Origin of the sequence: Methanogenium sp. S4BF, from assembly GCF_029633965.1 — an archaeon.
GTDB lineage: Archaea > Halobacteriota > Methanomicrobia > Methanomicrobiales > Methanomicrobiaceae > Methanogenium.
Genome location: NZ_CP091277.1, coordinates 1,941,432 through 1,957,207 on the forward strand (window position 1 = coordinate 1,941,432; position 15,776 = coordinate 1,957,207).

The following is a 15,776-nucleotide window of genomic DNA, read 5'->3' on the forward strand; positions in this document are numbered from 1 at the left end:
TACTAACTCAATATAATTTGCTAAATTTATATTTAGCTATATCCGAATAAATGTGTATACCGGTGCTGAGTCTAAAAAGGGAGGGGAAAACCGGTTAGACACGGTCTCGGGCCAGAACAAGCCGCTCAATCTCCCGGTAAAGGCTACTGCGCGATGAGACGACCGGGCACCCCGCAGCCCGTATCGCTGCAAGGAAGGACCCGTCCCCTGCGGGTGTGCAGTCGGTGAACTCCTCACCGGGCGGCATAAAGAGGAGAAGCCGGGAGCGGCGGGTGCTGGTGAGCGCCTGGATATTCGGCAGATTGCCCTCCCCCACCGGCATGGCGGTGAGAATAACTGCATCCGCCTCGTCGAGATATACGCCGAGCGCCTCACAGACAGCAGGGGTGATGGGGGCAAAAGCAGGCACCGTAATACAGGGAATTCCAAGCCGTGATGCAGCCGCAAAGTCTGAATCCATCGGTGAGAGCACGCCTGCCGTCAGGAGACATCCGGCCGCCGTGAGCGTATACATCAGCCCCGCACCAGTGCCCCCGCCGGAGATGATATGGATACGGGCGCCACGAAGGGCGGGCGGGACCCCTTCGCTCAGGGGTGTGACCAGTGGCCTGCCGGTGACCGGATTGGTCTGGACCATCGCGGTGATACCGTATTCATCCCGCAGGCGCTCCATCGTGAGCACCTCGGCAGGCGTACCCATCGCACGGATGCGCCCCCCCGCCATAAGCACAATCCGGTCGCAGAACTCGGCGGCAAGGTTCAGGTCATGGAAGACCCCGATCTTGGTGACACCTTCCCCCAAATCACGGACGATGGAGAGGATCTCCACCTGATGATTGATGTCGAGGTGGGCGGTCGCCTCATCGAGAAGAATCACCCTCGGCTGCTGGGCAAGCGCACGAGCAATGATTACCCGTTGCCGTTCCCCGCCGGAGATGTCGGTGACCGGCCGGTCCGCGAGATGGGCGACATTGGTCACCTCCATTGCCTCCCGCACGATGCGGTAATCGTCGGCATTTTCCTTTGCAAACCGCTCCTTATGGGGGAAACGGCCCATCATGACGATATCAGCGACCGTATACGAGAAGTTCATCGCCGTCTCCTGCGGGACGACACCCACCGTGCGGGCCAGTTCTTTCTGCCCGAAGTCGGTGATCGCCCGCCCCTCCAGCGTCACCACACCTCCGGAGACGTTCAGCACCCGGCTGATGGCCTTTAAGAGTGTGGTCTTTCCCGATCCGTTGGGGCCGATAATGCCGATGAACGCGCCTTTTCCTGCAGCAAACGTAATCTCCCCGATGATATCTTTGCCGCCGTAGCCTGCACAGAGGTCTTCCACATCGATCATGCCCGCATCCTCCTGCGCAACAGCATGATGAAGAAGGGCGCACCGACAAAGGAGGTGATCACCCCTACCGGCATCTCACCCAGAAACGACCGCGTGAGGGTGTCAGCCGCCAAAAGAAAGAGCCCGCCGGCAAGCATTGCCGCCGGAAAGAGAATGCGGTGATCCGGGCCGACCACCAGCCGCATGATGTGCGGGGTGATGAGCCCGATGAAGCCGATCGACCCGGCAATGGATACCGCAACCGCCGTAAGGGCCGATGAGACAAAGAGTAAGATTCGCTTGAACTGCTCGACATTGACCCCGAGGTGCAGGGCATCCTCTTCTCCCAGTGAGAGAATATTCAGGTCGCGGGCGAGAACAAACAAAAGAACCCCTCCGACAGGGATCAAAAGACCGAGCCGGACATCATCCCATGAGACGTTCCACAGGCCGCCCATCAGCCAGAAGACTATCTGGTGCAGGCTGTTTCCCGCCGAATACATGAGAAACGAGAGTATGGACGAGAAGAACATCGAAATCGCGACACCGGTCAGAAGCAGGGTCTCCACCGGGGCACGCCCGTTGCGGGTTGCAATGGCATAGACCAGGAAGGTTGACCCAAGTGCACCCAGGAAGGCGAAAAGCGGCAGAAGGAAGCCGCCCATAAAGACGATGGTGAAAGCGGCGCCAAACGCTCCACCTGCAGAGGTGCCGATGATATAGGGGTCTGCCATCGAATTCCTGAAGAGCCCCTGCATCGCCGTGCCGGCCGCAGCAAGACCGGCACCGACGAGTATTGCGGCAATCACCCGCGGGAGACGGATGGAGTAGATGATGAGGTACGAGGTCTGGTCAGAGAAGAATCCTGCAGTGTCCCCGCCGGAGAAGAGGGCCATAAGCATACCCGGGATATCATCCGGGATGAACGCAGAAAACGGTACCGTCGTCGGCCCGAGGCTCAGTGCGAGGAAGAATGCACAGACAAGCATGGCTCCGAGGAGGGTGATAATGCTGGCAGTCCGGGCACGCGAGATCTCAGGCATATGAATTCTCTAGTACCGTTGGAGCGGTTAACTAAAATGTGTTTGCTTTAACCAAACAGAGTTTGTTTCATCGCAGGAGACCAGACCGCCCCCATGAACCGGTCCCTGATGTCCCTTGCACGGAAGGGGATCGACAGGGCTTTCGAATTGCCGGGGGCAATAACAGCATGGATAAAGCGGGGGCCGGAGCTGTGCGAACGGAAGGCCGCACGGATGCTCTCCTCATCCTGCACCTTGCAGGTGTTCGTGATGCCCGCTCCGCGGGCCAGCAGCTCAAGGTCAGCGACCGCATATGCATGGGTCGGCTGATCGCCGGTGCTGCCGAATGACCCGTTGTCAAGAGCGATGATCGTGAGATTTGCCGGCGCCTCCGCTGCCACCACCGGCAGAATGGCTGTCCCCAGAAGGCTCCCGTCCCCGTCAAAGACAACGACATCCCTGTCCTGCCCAAGGGCGAGCCCCAGACCGATGGGTGTCGCCTGCGTGTAACTGCCCATCATGTAGAAGTTCTCCGGCCGGTCCCGAACCGCATAGAGTTCATTTCCGGGAACGCCAAGATTCGTGACCACCAGTTCATCGGTGAGGAGGGATGCGACTGCAGCGATGGCATCCGCCCGCCGCCAGAACGGCTGGGTGATCGTTCGTTCGTATGCAAGGCTGATATCACGGTTGCGGAGGGGAAAAATCTGAGCGGGCGGGACTCCGGCTGTACCCCCGATTCCTTCCCATACCTTCGGGGAGACAAGAATAATATGCGGCCGGTGGTGTTCAAAGGCATCGGCAATGGCTCCCTCGATACGATCGAGGTCCCCCGCCTCGTGCACCACCGTATAGACGATATCCAGCGCATCCAGAAGATCGGGAAGATGGATATTGAACGGCATCTGCACCTCCGTCTTCTCCCGGTGGACACCACGCCATGAGGCAAGGACAGGGAGCGGGAGTTCATATGGCACCGGGAGCGTCATTATCGCATTGAGCATGGTGCCAAGTCCCGAGCTCTGGATATGCATCATCGGCCGGTTTCCTGCAAGGAAGAGACCGGCACAGAGGCCGACACCATCCTCCTCGCGCATAACCGTGATGTGCCGGAAGTTCTCCTGAATCAGACAGTACAGACCCTGTGTCCGGTCACAGGGCAGGCTGACCACCGTGTCCACACCGGCGGAGGCGACATACCGCAGGGCGCTCTCTTCATGCATCGCCGGTCACCTCCATACTGCACCGCGAAGAGATATTCATAACAGGAACTCCCCCCTCAGGAGCTGATCTTTCAGCCGCCTGCAGAGTGCCTCTGCACGTGAGCGGTCTGACTGCCGGAGCACGATGGGCACAGCGATGGTGCTGTCGTCCGTCTGGTGCAGGGCACCTGCCTGCATCGTATATACCCCGTTCGGGCAGGTATGCACACAGGTGCCGCATGAGACACAACGGGAGCGCATGATTCCGCCTCCCATCATTACCGCCTTCGTCGGGCAGGCCCCGGCGGCGGTGCAGGGCCCGCAGAAGAGGCAGTGAAGGGGATTCACCTGCACCGTGAGTTCGGTTCCCTGCCAGACATCACCATAGGTTGCGGCTGAGAACGGGGCACGGTCGGTGATGTCTGCTATCGGCAGGGCGATCTGCTCATCTGTTACCGAGAGGCGGGCGATGTCATCTGCCGTGAGGACCGGCAGGGCAATGGCGACCGAGGTGAGGCATTCCGGCCCGTGGGCAGTCACAAATCCTCCCATGTACTCACCGTCCATCGCACTGAGCCCGGCACAGGCGGCGATGTTCCGGCGTTCCGGTGTGCTCCGTGTGCCTTCCCCCATGACTATACCCGGAGCGCCGTTTACCAGAAGCGGGGTGCCCGGCCGGATATGCATAAGGCCAGGGTCGTTTTCGACCGGGTTTATTTCCCCGCACCCCGAAACGGTCGCCGCCCTCATATGGCCTTCCAGCGGCAGGACCGAGAATATGGTGTCGAGAGGGGCGGCTCCGCGGTTGACAAATGCGGTGTAATTGCGAAAACAGCTCCGGGTGGTGAAGATACGGGCAGAAGTGAGGTCTTCGATGAAGACAGTGTTCTCAAAGGTCTTTCCTCCGGCCTCTGCTATCACATCGACCTCTTTCCCGTCAACCAGATCCCGGAAGAGGTGGCCACCGCCATAGCTCTCCGAGGCGGCGGCAGTGCCGGAGACGATGAGGTCCACGGTGCCCAGCCGTTCATTCGGACAGGGGCCAGGAAAGGCGGGAACACCATTGAGGGTGACCCTGTCGGCCCGGAGGAACGCACCGGGGGGTGCAACAGGTACGGTCATCACGGCAGCGGTGCCGGACATGACCCCAAAGGTGCCGGTCGTGACGATATCCACCTCTGCTGCTGTCGGGATGTCACCCGCCCGCACCCGTTCTTTCATCTCCATCGCCGTCCAGACGGTGGCCTCCCCGCGGGCCAGCCGATCCCGGACTTCCTGCATCGTCTTCATTGTGCGCTCTTCTTCGTAAGGACACTTATAGTATTCTCTTCTTCTGCACTCTTCTTAGCAGGAACACTGATACGATTCACTTCTTCAGCGGCCTGCACATGCATCTGATGTCAGGTGAACGGATGCCTGTTCTTCAACCAGATCGGGAGGGTACACCTCTCATTTGTATCACGGGCATACACCCCCCGCCGTTTCACACGGCCCGATGCGTACCATCAGATTTTTCAGATGCGCCCCCGGAAATGAATACGCAACCTTTTTTCCTGCCAAAATGTACATCTCTGTCAGGAAGAGTCATCATGATATACCAGAGAATGCCACATACGGTGCCAGGGAGGGGCCAGTATGCTTTTTGACACTGTCTGCCTTGCCACCGACTTCTCTCCTGTGTCTGCACGGGCGGCGGACTATGTCCTCCGCCTCACAGATGCCGGGTGCAGGAAGGTCGTGCTCCTGCACGTCTCGGATGCCCCAAAAGAACAGTTCGTCATCGCTGAACCGCCCGGTCTGGATGCAGATTCGGCCACGCTCTATGAAGATACGCTCCGTGACCGCCTTCACCGGGAAAGCCAGCAGCTGATGACGGAGACTGTCTGCCGCTTCCGCGAGGCTGGGCTTGAGGTGGAGCCGGTGATCCTCAGCGGCAACCCGGCAGATGAGATCGTCCGGATTGCAGAGAGCAGGGAGGCCTCCCTCATTGTCGTGGGTGCTCACGGGAGAACAGGCCTTTCACATGCATTCCTCGGCTCAGTATCCGCGGATGTGATCCGGCGGGCCCGCCAGCCCGTGCTTGTGGTGCGGGGTTCGGAATCAAAGTGAGAATGAGGCTTTCCTTTCCGGCAGATCTTCACTGAAGTCCCATTTCACCCGTTTTTCCAATAGGTGCCTCATTCCGCCGCACTTACGCGTTTCCTCCCGATAACCATCCTGCACCGGTGTTCACAATCCCGTATTCTCTTCTGACCCGAAATTAATACGGCTGGAGAATTGAGAGTTAAAAGCTAAATGGACGACTAAATTGGGCAAAAAAGGAAGAATAAGATTCACGGAAAAGTGACCTGACCGGCAGACATGATATTCGGATATACCAAGGTGCCTCCACCGGGCGGATATCGAAACTGTATCATTCTCTTTGATTCTGAAACGGGCGGGCGATGAGGGCGGCTCCACCCATCCGGAGACATGCCATACCGCAGTCACCATAAACCGCCCTATTCTTTTTTTATATAGAGAACCCTAATCTGTATGGAATCGAAAACCCGTGTGGTTGTGTGCCTGAAACCATAAAGGGGGATTTGGATAAACCATGGATTCACTCGTCTATCTGGCACCGGTATGTGCCCTGATTGCTCTCCTCTTTGCAGGACTCTCCTTTAAAAAGGTCCAGTCCGAAGGGGAAGGCAGTGAGCTCATCAAGAAGCTCACATCCGTGATACACAAAAGTGCGATGGTGTACTTAAACACCCAGTACAAGTATATCGCGGTCTTTGTGATAGTACTCGCGATCATCCTGACAATACTCATCAGCCCGTTAACCGCGGTCTGCTTTGTCATCGGAGCGGCTCTCTCCGCAACTGCCGGCTACATCGGCATGTTCACCGCAACCTCCGCAAACGGCCGGACAGCACATGCAGCCACCCGTGGCATTGCTGATGCATTCCGGGTATCCTTTGCATCCGGTACGGTCATGGGAATGTCCGTCGTCGGTCTCGGCCTCTTTGGTCTCTCCGTCGCATTTATCGGAGTTTCCACCATGATGGAAGGCGCCGGCATCTATGAGATTGTCAATGTCGTTGCAGGATTCTCCCTTGGTGCAAGTTCGATTGCACTCTTCGCCCGTGTCGGCGGCGGTATCTTTACGAAGGCCGCAGACGTCGGTGCTGACCTCGTCGGTAAGGTCGAGGCAGGTATCCCTGAAGACGACCCCAGAAACCCCGCTGTCATTGCAGACAACGTCGGTGACAACGTCGGTGACATCGCCGGTATGGGTGCTGACCTCTACGAGTCATACGTCGGCTCAATCATCTCCACCATGCTCCTCGGCGCTGCAGCCATTCTTGCAATCAGCAAGGGCAGCGATATCAGCCTTATTCTGGGCATTGAGTCCACCGCAGCTCTCAGCGGCATGCCGGAGTACAACCTCGTCGTCCTCCCGATGATCATCGCCGCAGTCGGTATCATCTGCGCTATCATCGGTTCGTTCTTTGTGAGAACCAACAAGACCGAGTCCTCCGCAATTCACATGGCATTCAACATGGGCCTTGTCGCAGCACTCATCCTCGTGGTCGCAGCAACCTACTTCATCGCCACCATGCTCCTCGGAAGCTATGGATTCGGTGTCTTTGTTGCCTGTGTCTCAGGTCTTGTCGCAGGGTTCCTGATTGGTCAGGTCACCGAGTACTACACCTCCTACGAACGCAAACCCACCCAGACGATTGCAAACTCCTGTGAAACAGGCGCTGCAACCAACATCATCACCGGGTTTGCCAAGGGTATGGAGTCAACACTCGTCCCGACCCTTCTCATCGCACTTGCCATCTACCTCGCATACACCTTCGCAGGCCTCTACGGCATTGCGATTGCAGCAGTCGGTATGCTTGCAACGCTCGGCATCTCCCTCGCAGTCGATGCATACGGACCTGTCGCAGACAATGCAGGCGGTATCGCAGAGATGAGCCACCAGCCTGAGTCTGTCCGTACTATCACCGATACCCTCGATGCAGTCGGAAACACCACCGCAGCCATCGGCAAGGGATTTGCAATCGGTTCAGCAGCACTTACTGCACTCGCACTCTTTGCTTCCTACGGCATCGCTGTGGACCTCGAGGCAATCGATGTCATGCAGCCTCCGGTCTTCATCGGTCTTCTCATCGGTGCAATGCTTCCGTTCCTCTTCTCATCCATGACAATGATGGCAGTCGGACGTGCGGCATATGCCATTGTGATTGAAGTCCGCCGTCAGTTCAAGGAGATGAAGGGCCTCATGGAAGGCACCACAGAACCTGACTACGCGGCATGTATCTCCATCTCCACCTCATCCGCTCTGCGTGAGATGATCCTCCCGGGTGTCATCGCCATTGCAGCACCAGTTCTCGTTGGTGTTATTCTCGGCAAGGATGCCCTCGGTGGTCTCCTCGTCGGTTCACTCGGCGCAGGATTCATGCTTGCAATCACCATGGCAAACGCCGGTGGTGCATGGGACAATGCAAAGAAGTACATTGAGATGGGACACCTCGGCGGCAAGGGTTCAGACACCCACAAGGCAGCTGTCACCGGTGACACCGTCGGTGACCCGTTCAAGGACACCTCCGGCCCTGCCATCAACATTCTTCTGAAGCTGATGAGCATCGTCGCAGTGGTCTTTGCACCGCTCTTCCTTTAATCTCATTCTTTTTTTGCTCCTCCCTGCCTGTGATCGGCAGACGGGGTGGTGCGGATATGTCATGTCACTCGTTCCGGACATGGAATCCGCGAAGCGTACCTCCTCATGAGTCCATTCCGGTGTCGATGCCTTTGTCATTGCACGCCGTGCTAAAAGGGAGAATTGACGTTGAGACAGACGGAAAAAAAGGGTACATCGAAGATGATCCTCTCGTTCCCGTACAGGGACATCTCATGACGGGCGGGCACGTGACGATGAAATCCCTCCAGACCGTACGCATGCTAGAACGGTTTTAGGATCTCCCCTTTTCCTGCCAAACCCTCCATCCCCGTACGGCTGATGCCGTGACCCTTCGCCCTCCTCCGGGGGGAGGAAAAGCATGAAATAAGCGGTTGAATGGTTGCATCAGGATCAATCGGTACCCGAAATTCATTTGGATGCAATGGAAAATCGAATCAAAAAAACAAATCAATCCTCTAATTTACGTCCCCCTCCTGTAAAGGCTCTGAAACAATCCTCAGGTTCCCATCTTATACCGTTCATGACTCTCACTCCCAAGCCAGCACCAGATCCGGACCAATAGGAACGATCTAACATTATGAGGGCAACCGGGGAGAAAAGAAAAGATATGGTGACGGATTCCGCCGTCAAACCAGTTCAAACCACTGGTCCCGCAGCCCGACATTATACTGGGCAATGTACATCGCGTCGCCAATGTCAATCACACCGTTCCAGTGGACATCGGTCCGTTCGAATGCATCGGTTCCGCTGAGTGGTGCTGTTGTAAGCCCGACAACCTCTTTGAGCACCCGCAGGGTATCTGCCTGGTTCACTATCCCATCACCATTTGCATCGCCGAGGAAAAGGGAGGTGACCCGGATATAATCGGCTTTTGTGGAGGTGGATTCGCCCCCGTTCACCGAGAGCATTACCGTATATACACCGTCTGCGGTATAGATGTGCTCCGGATTCTGCTCTGTTGAACTGGTGCCGTCACCAAAAGTCCACAGCCATGTATCCGGTTCTCCGGTGGAGAGATCGGTGAAGGAAACATTCAACAGTGGTGCCCCTGTCCGCGGTGTCCCGGAGAAGTCCGCAACCGGAAGGCCCGGTACCGCATTCGAACTGCCATCAAGGATGGAAAGCAGGTTGTTCTGCCGGACAACCGTCCAGTCACAGGAGGTGTTCGTCTCAACCGAAAATGCTGCTGCATCGGCGGGAAGCATAGCGGAGGGGACTGTGGCTGTGTATGTTTCACCGAGTGATGCCGTATCATGGCTCATGCCTTCCCAGACATAGACCATCGGTTTGTGAACCGCCGCAGACCCGTTGAGATAAATCCGGGTATCAAAGGTGAAGTAGTACTCACTTCCGGCGACAAGCTCTTCCGTGTCAAGTTTCAGGTGATATGCTCCAGCAGACGGGAGCGGTTCAGCGAGCGGTGCATTGGTCTCCACCGACCCCGAAATGATTTCGGTTGTCACATTCACATCCTTTGCAGCTGCAAATCCGACAAAGGCCGATTCAAAGTCGAGATCATTGAATACTACGGTAACATTTGTCCGCTGAGAACCGTTCGTCCGGAAGAAACTCACGTTGTTGATGCGGGTGATGCTGTGATTGTAGACCTTCTCCTCGGAATACGACGTTCCTGCCCGTGTGTCAAGCCCGCTGCCACCGGGTATCACATATCCGAGGGGGAAATTCCACTCTGCATAGGTTGCATTCCATACTGCATATGATGGATAATCAACCCATGCAAGATTCTCTGCGGCTGCAGTATACGTCAGGTTTCCAAGCGTGACGTTCAGACCGGTATTCGCTGCATGAAGGCGGTAGCTGAGATCGGAAGAGTAGGTGCCGGCCTCGAATGTATTGTTCTGCGTTAATGCAACAAAATTCCGGTTGAGATCAAACTCTGCCGTCGGTGCCGCGGCCAGGACCGTGATCAGATCTGTCTGTGTTGTTGTATTCGAACCGCCGGTGTTCGTAACGGTCAGATTCACCGTGTAGCTGCCGCTGGTGTTGTAGAGATGAGTCGGATTTTTGTCTGTTGATGTGGCACCATCACCAAAGGTCCAGCTCCATTCGGTGGGAGTGCCGGTGGAGGTGTCATTAAACTGAACAGTGAGTGGTGCCGTGCCGGATATTGGTTCTGCAGTGAAATTTGCAACCGGGGCGGGGACAGTATGACGATCTGTTGCGTATGCCCTGATGCAGACATTCGGGCGGTTGAATTCGATTATACCATATGCATCATTCCAGATGCCCGCATAATTTAGGTAATAGCTCTCCCCTGCTGCTGAAGTTGCGCCGGAGGAGTAACCGGCAATTTGTTTTTCAAGCGGGATGGTAAAATACTGCGAAGGGTTTGTTACCGTAAAGACGACCGAGAATGCATCACCGGGAGATATTTCAACAGGTGTTTCAAGGTCAATGGTATGGTATCCTGCAAGCCCGCAAATTCCCGTTACCGTTGAAACCGGGCCCGCCGTGGTATTTATCGGACCGGAATCCGGATTCAGGTAAATGCCGGCGACAAACTCAGCTCCCGCCTCATAGGTGTAGACACCTACTGCCTCAATTGTCTCTGTGTCCGACGCCGGGAAAACATTGGCAAACGAGCCTGTTGTTGATGCCTGAACATACGCGAATGTCGTTGCACCCAGTTCATCATGGTAATAGACAGAGTCATAGGTGTCTGTAGATTCTGCCGTAAAAATGGTGAAGTCCTTATTGATCTGTGGATCATAATAGGAGACATAGAAGTATCCCGAATCATTGCCCCAGTCACTGCCCCAGCTGTTTTTGACCAGATATGCCCCATCCCCTGGCGGCATCACATTGAAATTATCTTTGGGAAACGAATCGTCCCATCCGGCGACGAGAATCGCATGCCCCCCGTCCAGTTTCATCCCTTCGGAGGGATCGTAATAATATGCCGGCGAACTGCCGGCCATATTAAACCCAATGGTTTTGTTGACCAGAATGGTAGCTCCAACGGCGCCGTAGTCCTGTATCATTGACTTTACCAGTGAATTGTCCGTCGGAGACTGAACCGGAAGGAAATACACATTCTGGACATGTTTTTGTATCAAAGGTGCATCCGGACCTGAGCATGAGAATGGGTCATACGGGTCGTCCTCCTCATTCACCGGACCCGAATACCATGACACATCCTCCGGTACAGCCCACCGTGTCAGGTACGCCGTTGCCATCTCATAATTGCCTCCGTTACAGCACCCCCAGTCAAACCCATGCATATTTTTCATGTTGTTTTCGGAGAAGTCATATGCAGTCCCCTCATCTCCCATGAAATATGATTCAAGCGAACCTAAGGTTGCGAACGCCCAGCATGAACCGCAGCTCCCCTGGTTTTTTACACTGGTCATCCGATCGTAATCCCTGAGATCATAGCGGGAGGGGAGAGGATCGTCTGCCATAATCGGAGCCACGTCAGCGATGGTCAGATGCGAGATGTCCGTTGCTGTTCGGTATGCAATGCTCTCCGGTGCAGGGTGATAGCCGAGAGGATATGCCTCCACCGGGTCGCCGGCATTCCCATCGGATTCTGCCTCTGCCACCATTTCCAGACCACACCCACGGGAGTCGCAGGAGTCGCACGCTTCATCACTGACTTGAAATTCATCACCAACCCAGCCGGTATTTTGTATATCGCCAGGGGTATCATTCCCCACATCATCTGCCCCGGCAGCTGCCGGGATCAAAAAGCACAGGAAAAAAAGAAGTGATACTGCCACTGTTCGGGTTTTTTTATCCATTCCTGCGACCACCTAAAAGAGATTACTCTTTTTGTTCATTTTATGGTATTAAAGGCTATTTATTGATGAAATTGACTGTTCTGGTTCGATTTCTGCCTTATTTCTGATATTTTACCGTTATACTCATATTAGGACAGGTACAACCGCGATACCATTATGGAAATCTGTTTCGGGATAGCGGTTCCAGCGGCATTTTCCTGTCCTGTCAGTTACCGATAACCCCACCCCCAGACAAAATATACCATCCTCCATGGTTCAAAGGCAGTGATCATATCCGGCACTCATCATATCCGCCATTCACCATATCAGTTCTGATTAAGCAATATATTTATTTGAACAAGGCAAAAAACCGTCATTTTAAAGGCTATTTACATAAATTAACCCAGTATCAGCGCTTAAGTCATACACATTTTCCGTCATGCCGGTTTTTTCCCGGCCTCTCCGGTGAAATCAGACAGAGTACCAAATTGAGAACCCCGAGATGTTCGGGTATCGTTCGCGATGATTTGGGGCCGTGAACTATTTTAGGTCGGATTCAGGTCCGTGCAAATATGTATCATTCTGTACCATTTCTGTGCTCCACGCTCCGGGGGGAACGCCGACGGGGAACACAAACCCTCTGAACCTTTCACAGGAAATCTTTCATCCCGCACCCGATCGGAGGAGAGAGCGAGACAAGGAGGAAGGCCCCTCCTCCCAGTATGAGAGCCAGGCCACAGATGAAGATATCCTGAAAACCCGAATAGACCAGAAATCCGGGAAGAATCTGCATGACAAAGCAAAAGGATGGACAAAAGAAACCCGCCAGCGTGGAGAGGACAAGACCCCCTGCTATGAGGAGAATGAGCCCGACCACGCCTGCAACCCGGCGGAAGAGGGCGATGTTTCCCTTTCGCCATGCATGTACCATACAGATGAGAAGAATGAGACCCAGGATAATGACAAGCAGTTCAGACGGCGAGGAGAATTCGAGGGAAAACATATCCTCAAAATAAAACGGCATATATTTCGGGCGGAACCAACCCAGAAACGGCCAGTACCAGCTGTTTGGAATGGCCCACATCGCATCTGCAAGCTGATGGGAGAGCATGCCTGCTGCGATAAAGAGAAGACCGGGATGCCGCCATTTTATCAGGATGATGAACCCCAGGAAGGCAACAATGCCACAGATGGTCAGGCTGTGGAAGAAGATGCGGCCGTTTCCAAGAGTTGCCAGAATGAGATGCCCGACCGGTTTATCAATGATGTCAGGGAGAAGACTACCAATGGAACAGTAGATGACCGCCCGACAATCCTTCGTGAGATACAAAAGAAAGATGCCGAGCGTAATCCCGATTAAGAGGTGAACTGCCGGAAGCATGCCCCGTTTTCCCTGTTTTTTGAGATCATATTTTTTGGAATTCCCCTGATTTTTCCGTCTACCTTTCTCTTCTTATTTACCGTTCTTATACTGTACTTATCTTTATTGTAGTGTTTCCTGCAGGCTCTTTCTCAAGCCGTCCGACAGAAGGAACAGATGCTGCCCAAATGGGAGAGATGCAGATAGCGGATGCTTCAGAAATGAGACGCTTCTCTGAATGCGTGCAGGATCTGATTTCCGGAACCGGCCGGTCCGTTAGCACTCCTCTAATATTACCGGAGAGGGACGAGACAGGAAAGTCCTTTTCACCGAAATGAATCCTCACTTCTGTCTCATCTGCACGGCAACTCCCGAGTGATCTAACTTAGGATATCACACCCGCTTTGTCGCGCACCGGTACGGACACGATCACTTATTCGCGTGCGTAACGATATGCCGCATCTCAGGGAGAATGAGTTTTACCATCGCAAGCCGTACTGCAGCCGTTGAGCCGGGAATACAGAATACCGCTCGCCGGTCAATGATACCTGCTGCCGCACGCGAAAGGAGAACCCGGGTACCCACCTCCTCCAGACTGAGCATCCGGAAGATTTCGCCGAATCCGTCCAGCGTCTTCTCAAAAAGGGGAGAGACTGCCTCAATCGTGCAGTCATCGTGTGTGATTCCGGTACCGCCATTGATTATTACACAACTGGCTGCTGAGAGCGCCTCCTGAAGCGCGGCGCGAATGGCATCAATCTCATCCGGTACGACCCGGTAGAATGTGACCGGAATATCTGCTGCCTCGCTGAGCTCTTTTATTACAGCTCCCGAGACATCCTCATCGGCTGTCCGGGATGTTGAAACGGTGATCACTGCAGTCTGAAGGGTGACATCACTGAGATGGGATGGATCCATATTAATGATGGTTGTATTGCAACCTCTTCAGAATACCGGTTCTGGTGATCATCCTGCGGGACTATGTTTCTTCCACCGGGATCAAAAATCTGAAAACCGTCAGAAAGTGAAGAAGGAAAGGGAGATTGAGGAAGGAAAGAACGGAACAGAAAAAAATTCCCGCTTTGTTTCGCGGTGGTCAGAACCGGACAGTCATTTCCTGAGGCGAAATTATTGAGGACCAGGGATGGAAACAGACAGAGGATTTGCAGGGAGGACAAAAGAGTGAGAAAAGAACAGTTTTGAGGCGTCTGAAGTGAGGCAGAAAGGGAATTTTGAAGAAGAAAGGAGAAAGGAGAAAATGAAAAAATTTCGAAACGAAAAAAGATGCCGGGTCTGACACAGGACAGCTTTGGGAAGCGAATGGGGAAGCGAATGAGGAAGCGAAAAGAAGAGTAATTTCCGGATGCAAAAAAAATTTTTGAGCCTTCTGAGAACAGACCGACAGAACGTAATTTCGGAGCGAGAGGAAAAAACAGCAATGTACGGAATTTTTAGAGAAAGAGATTTCATTCAGAATGCGATTTCCAGCCCGGGAAGGACATCAGGCAAGAGTCTCGAAAAAGGCAAATGAGTTCTCTGAGGGCAGGGGGCACGGGTGGATTTTCCGAGAAAAGAGAAACAAGAGAGGAATGGTACGAAAAAAATGTGGACGGATTAAAGGAATGATGGGTGAGTGAATTGATGGAACGTGTTTTGAGAGCAGGATGCGTGGGGATATCCCTATCCAAAAATCCTGCCCAAAATAGGGAGCACGACAGATTTGTCAACACCAAAAAATGCGAAAAATATGATATGATAATACATTTCTGAAAGCCTGGCCGGGGACAAATAGCTAAGGGGTTGAGAGAGGGAAGATGAAAATTGGGGTTTCCGGGAAAAAATTACATTAAGAGCTGATATATTTAGATTCATTTCTAGATTCATTTGGAAAAAAGAAAGAATATCAGGCAGGAATTGTGATTAAACAGATTGACGGCACAACAGTGCGAAGCAGAAGGAAAAGAGGAGGAAGGGGGGAGGAAGAATGAGAGAAGGACTTTCTTCATTTTTGAATGAATGCTCTTTTTAGTTGCTGGCTGGGGAAGGACCTTTGTTTCCTATGGATGGATGTGGATTGTATCAAAAGTGGATAAAGAATTTTTTGAATAAAGAATAATTCATCAAAGAAATTGAGAGATATTGCATATTTTTGGGATATTGAGAGAGAAGAGAAGAGAGAAACTGAAAATGAAAAAAAAAATTGATCCATATTCTTTTTATATTACCAGAGAATGGGAGAGACCCCTCAATTTCCACTGGAAATGAAATTTTTCCGGGTGAACTTCTGTCAAAACGTCAGACGAATCTAAGAGCATTTTTTTACAAATTCCGTCTTTTTGACAGTTTTGTACTTTCCAGAACAAATGTGTTACACAACTACCATTTTCACACATTGATGTACATTATTGAAGTACTTTATATATTATGAAAAA

The 15,776-nt window shown here is 53.4% G+C and carries 9 protein-coding genes; 2 read left to right on the forward strand and 7 right to left on the reverse strand.

Features of this window, described 5'->3' with window-relative positions; translation table 11 throughout:
* Positions 1–94: 94 nt before the first annotated feature.
* From L1S32_RS09365 to L1S32_RS09380, 4 genes are read right to left on the reverse strand one after another with little or no spacing between them, the layout of a single operon-like run.
* Positions 95–1,348: an ABC transporter ATP-binding protein gene (locus L1S32_RS09365; protein ID WP_278154832.1), complete on the reverse strand. Its 1,254-nt coding sequence runs from the start codon at positions 1,346–1,348 to the stop codon at positions 95–97.
* Positions 1,345–2,370, reverse strand: coding sequence for an iron chelate uptake ABC transporter family permease subunit (locus L1S32_RS09370; RefSeq protein ID WP_278154833.1), 1,026 nt, complete (start codon positions 2,368–2,370; stop codon positions 1,345–1,347). Before L1S32_RS09370 ends, L1S32_RS09365 begins: the two co-directional genes overlap by 4 nt.
* Positions 2,371–2,417: 47 nt before the next feature.
* Entirely contained in the window at positions 2,418–3,572 is a 1,155-nt protein-coding gene (gene comE / locus L1S32_RS09375) for a sulfopyruvate decarboxylase subunit beta (RefSeq protein ID WP_278154834.1), read from the reverse strand.
* A 36-nt stretch (positions 3,573–3,608) separates the two neighbouring features.
* Complete coding sequence (locus L1S32_RS09380; RefSeq protein ID WP_278154835.1) at positions 3,609–4,841, reverse strand: methanogenesis marker 16 metalloprotein; 1,233 nt, start codon at positions 4,839–4,841, stop codon at positions 3,609–3,611.
* A gap of 345 nt (positions 4,842–5,186) precedes the next feature.
* Here L1S32_RS09380 and L1S32_RS09385 point away from each other — a divergent pair, with 345 nt between their 5' ends.
* On the forward strand, positions 5,187–5,660 hold the full coding sequence (locus L1S32_RS09385) for a universal stress protein (protein WP_278154837.1): 474 nt from the start codon (positions 5,187–5,189) through the stop codon (positions 5,658–5,660).
* A gap of 487 nt (positions 5,661–6,147) precedes the next feature.
* Positions 6,148–8,223 carry a sodium-translocating pyrophosphatase gene (locus L1S32_RS09390; RefSeq protein WP_278154838.1) on the forward strand — a complete coding sequence of 692 codons (2,076 nt, stop codon included), beginning with the start codon at positions 6,148–6,150 and terminating at the stop codon, positions 8,221–8,223.
* 647 nt (positions 8,224–8,870) lie between these two features.
* Here the strand turns inward: L1S32_RS09390 and L1S32_RS09395 are convergent.
* The 3 genes from L1S32_RS09395 to L1S32_RS09405 all read right to left on the reverse strand — a co-directional run bounded on the left by L1S32_RS09395 (position 8,871) and on the right by L1S32_RS09405 (position 14,262).
* Positions 8,871–12,005 carry a PKD domain-containing protein gene (locus L1S32_RS09395; RefSeq protein WP_278154839.1) on the reverse strand — a complete coding sequence of 1,045 codons (3,135 nt, stop codon included), beginning with the start codon at positions 12,003–12,005 and terminating at the stop codon, positions 8,871–8,873.
* A 628-nt stretch (positions 12,006–12,633) separates the two neighbouring features.
* Complete coding sequence (locus tag L1S32_RS09400) at positions 12,634–13,365, reverse strand: metal-dependent hydrolase (protein ID WP_278154840.1); 732 nt, start codon at positions 13,363–13,365, stop codon at positions 12,634–12,636.
* Between the two features lie 408 nt (positions 13,366–13,773).
* Entirely contained in the window at positions 13,774–14,262 is a 489-nt protein-coding gene (locus L1S32_RS09405; protein ID WP_278154841.1) for a MogA/MoaB family molybdenum cofactor biosynthesis protein, read from the reverse strand.
* Between the last annotated feature and the right edge of the window lie 1,514 nt (positions 14,263–15,776).

Bases quoted from the DNA above. Each gene is read 5' to 3' on its own strand.
- L1S32_RS09365 (WP_278154832.1), bottom strand. From the start codon at position 1,348: ATGATCGATGTGGAAGACCTCTGTGCAGGCTACGGCGGCAAAGATATC.
- L1S32_RS09370 (WP_278154833.1), bottom strand. From the start codon at position 2,370: ATGCCTGAGATCTCGCGTGCCCGGACTGCCAGCATTATCACCCTCCTC.
- comE (WP_278154834.1), bottom strand. From the start codon at position 3,572: ATGCATGAAGAGAGCGCCCTGCGGTATGTCGCCTCCGCCGGTGTGGAC.
- L1S32_RS09380 (WP_278154835.1), bottom strand. From the start codon at position 4,841: ATGAAGACGATGCAGGAAGTCCGGGATCGGCTGGCCCGCGGGGAGGCC.
- L1S32_RS09385 (WP_278154837.1), top strand. From the start codon at position 5,187: ATGCTTTTTGACACTGTCTGCCTTGCCACCGACTTCTCTCCTGTGTCT.
- L1S32_RS09390 (WP_278154838.1), top strand. From the start codon at position 6,148: ATGGATTCACTCGTCTATCTGGCACCGGTATGTGCCCTGATTGCTCTC.
- L1S32_RS09395 (WP_278154839.1), bottom strand. From the start codon at position 12,005: ATGGATAAAAAAACCCGAACAGTGGCAGTATCACTTCTTTTTTTCCTG.
- L1S32_RS09400 (WP_278154840.1), bottom strand. From the start codon at position 13,365: ATGCTTCCGGCAGTTCACCTCTTAATCGGGATTACGCTCGGCATCTTT.
- L1S32_RS09405 (WP_278154841.1), bottom strand. From the start codon at position 14,262: ATGGATCCATCCCATCTCAGTGATGTCACCCTTCAGACTGCAGTGATC.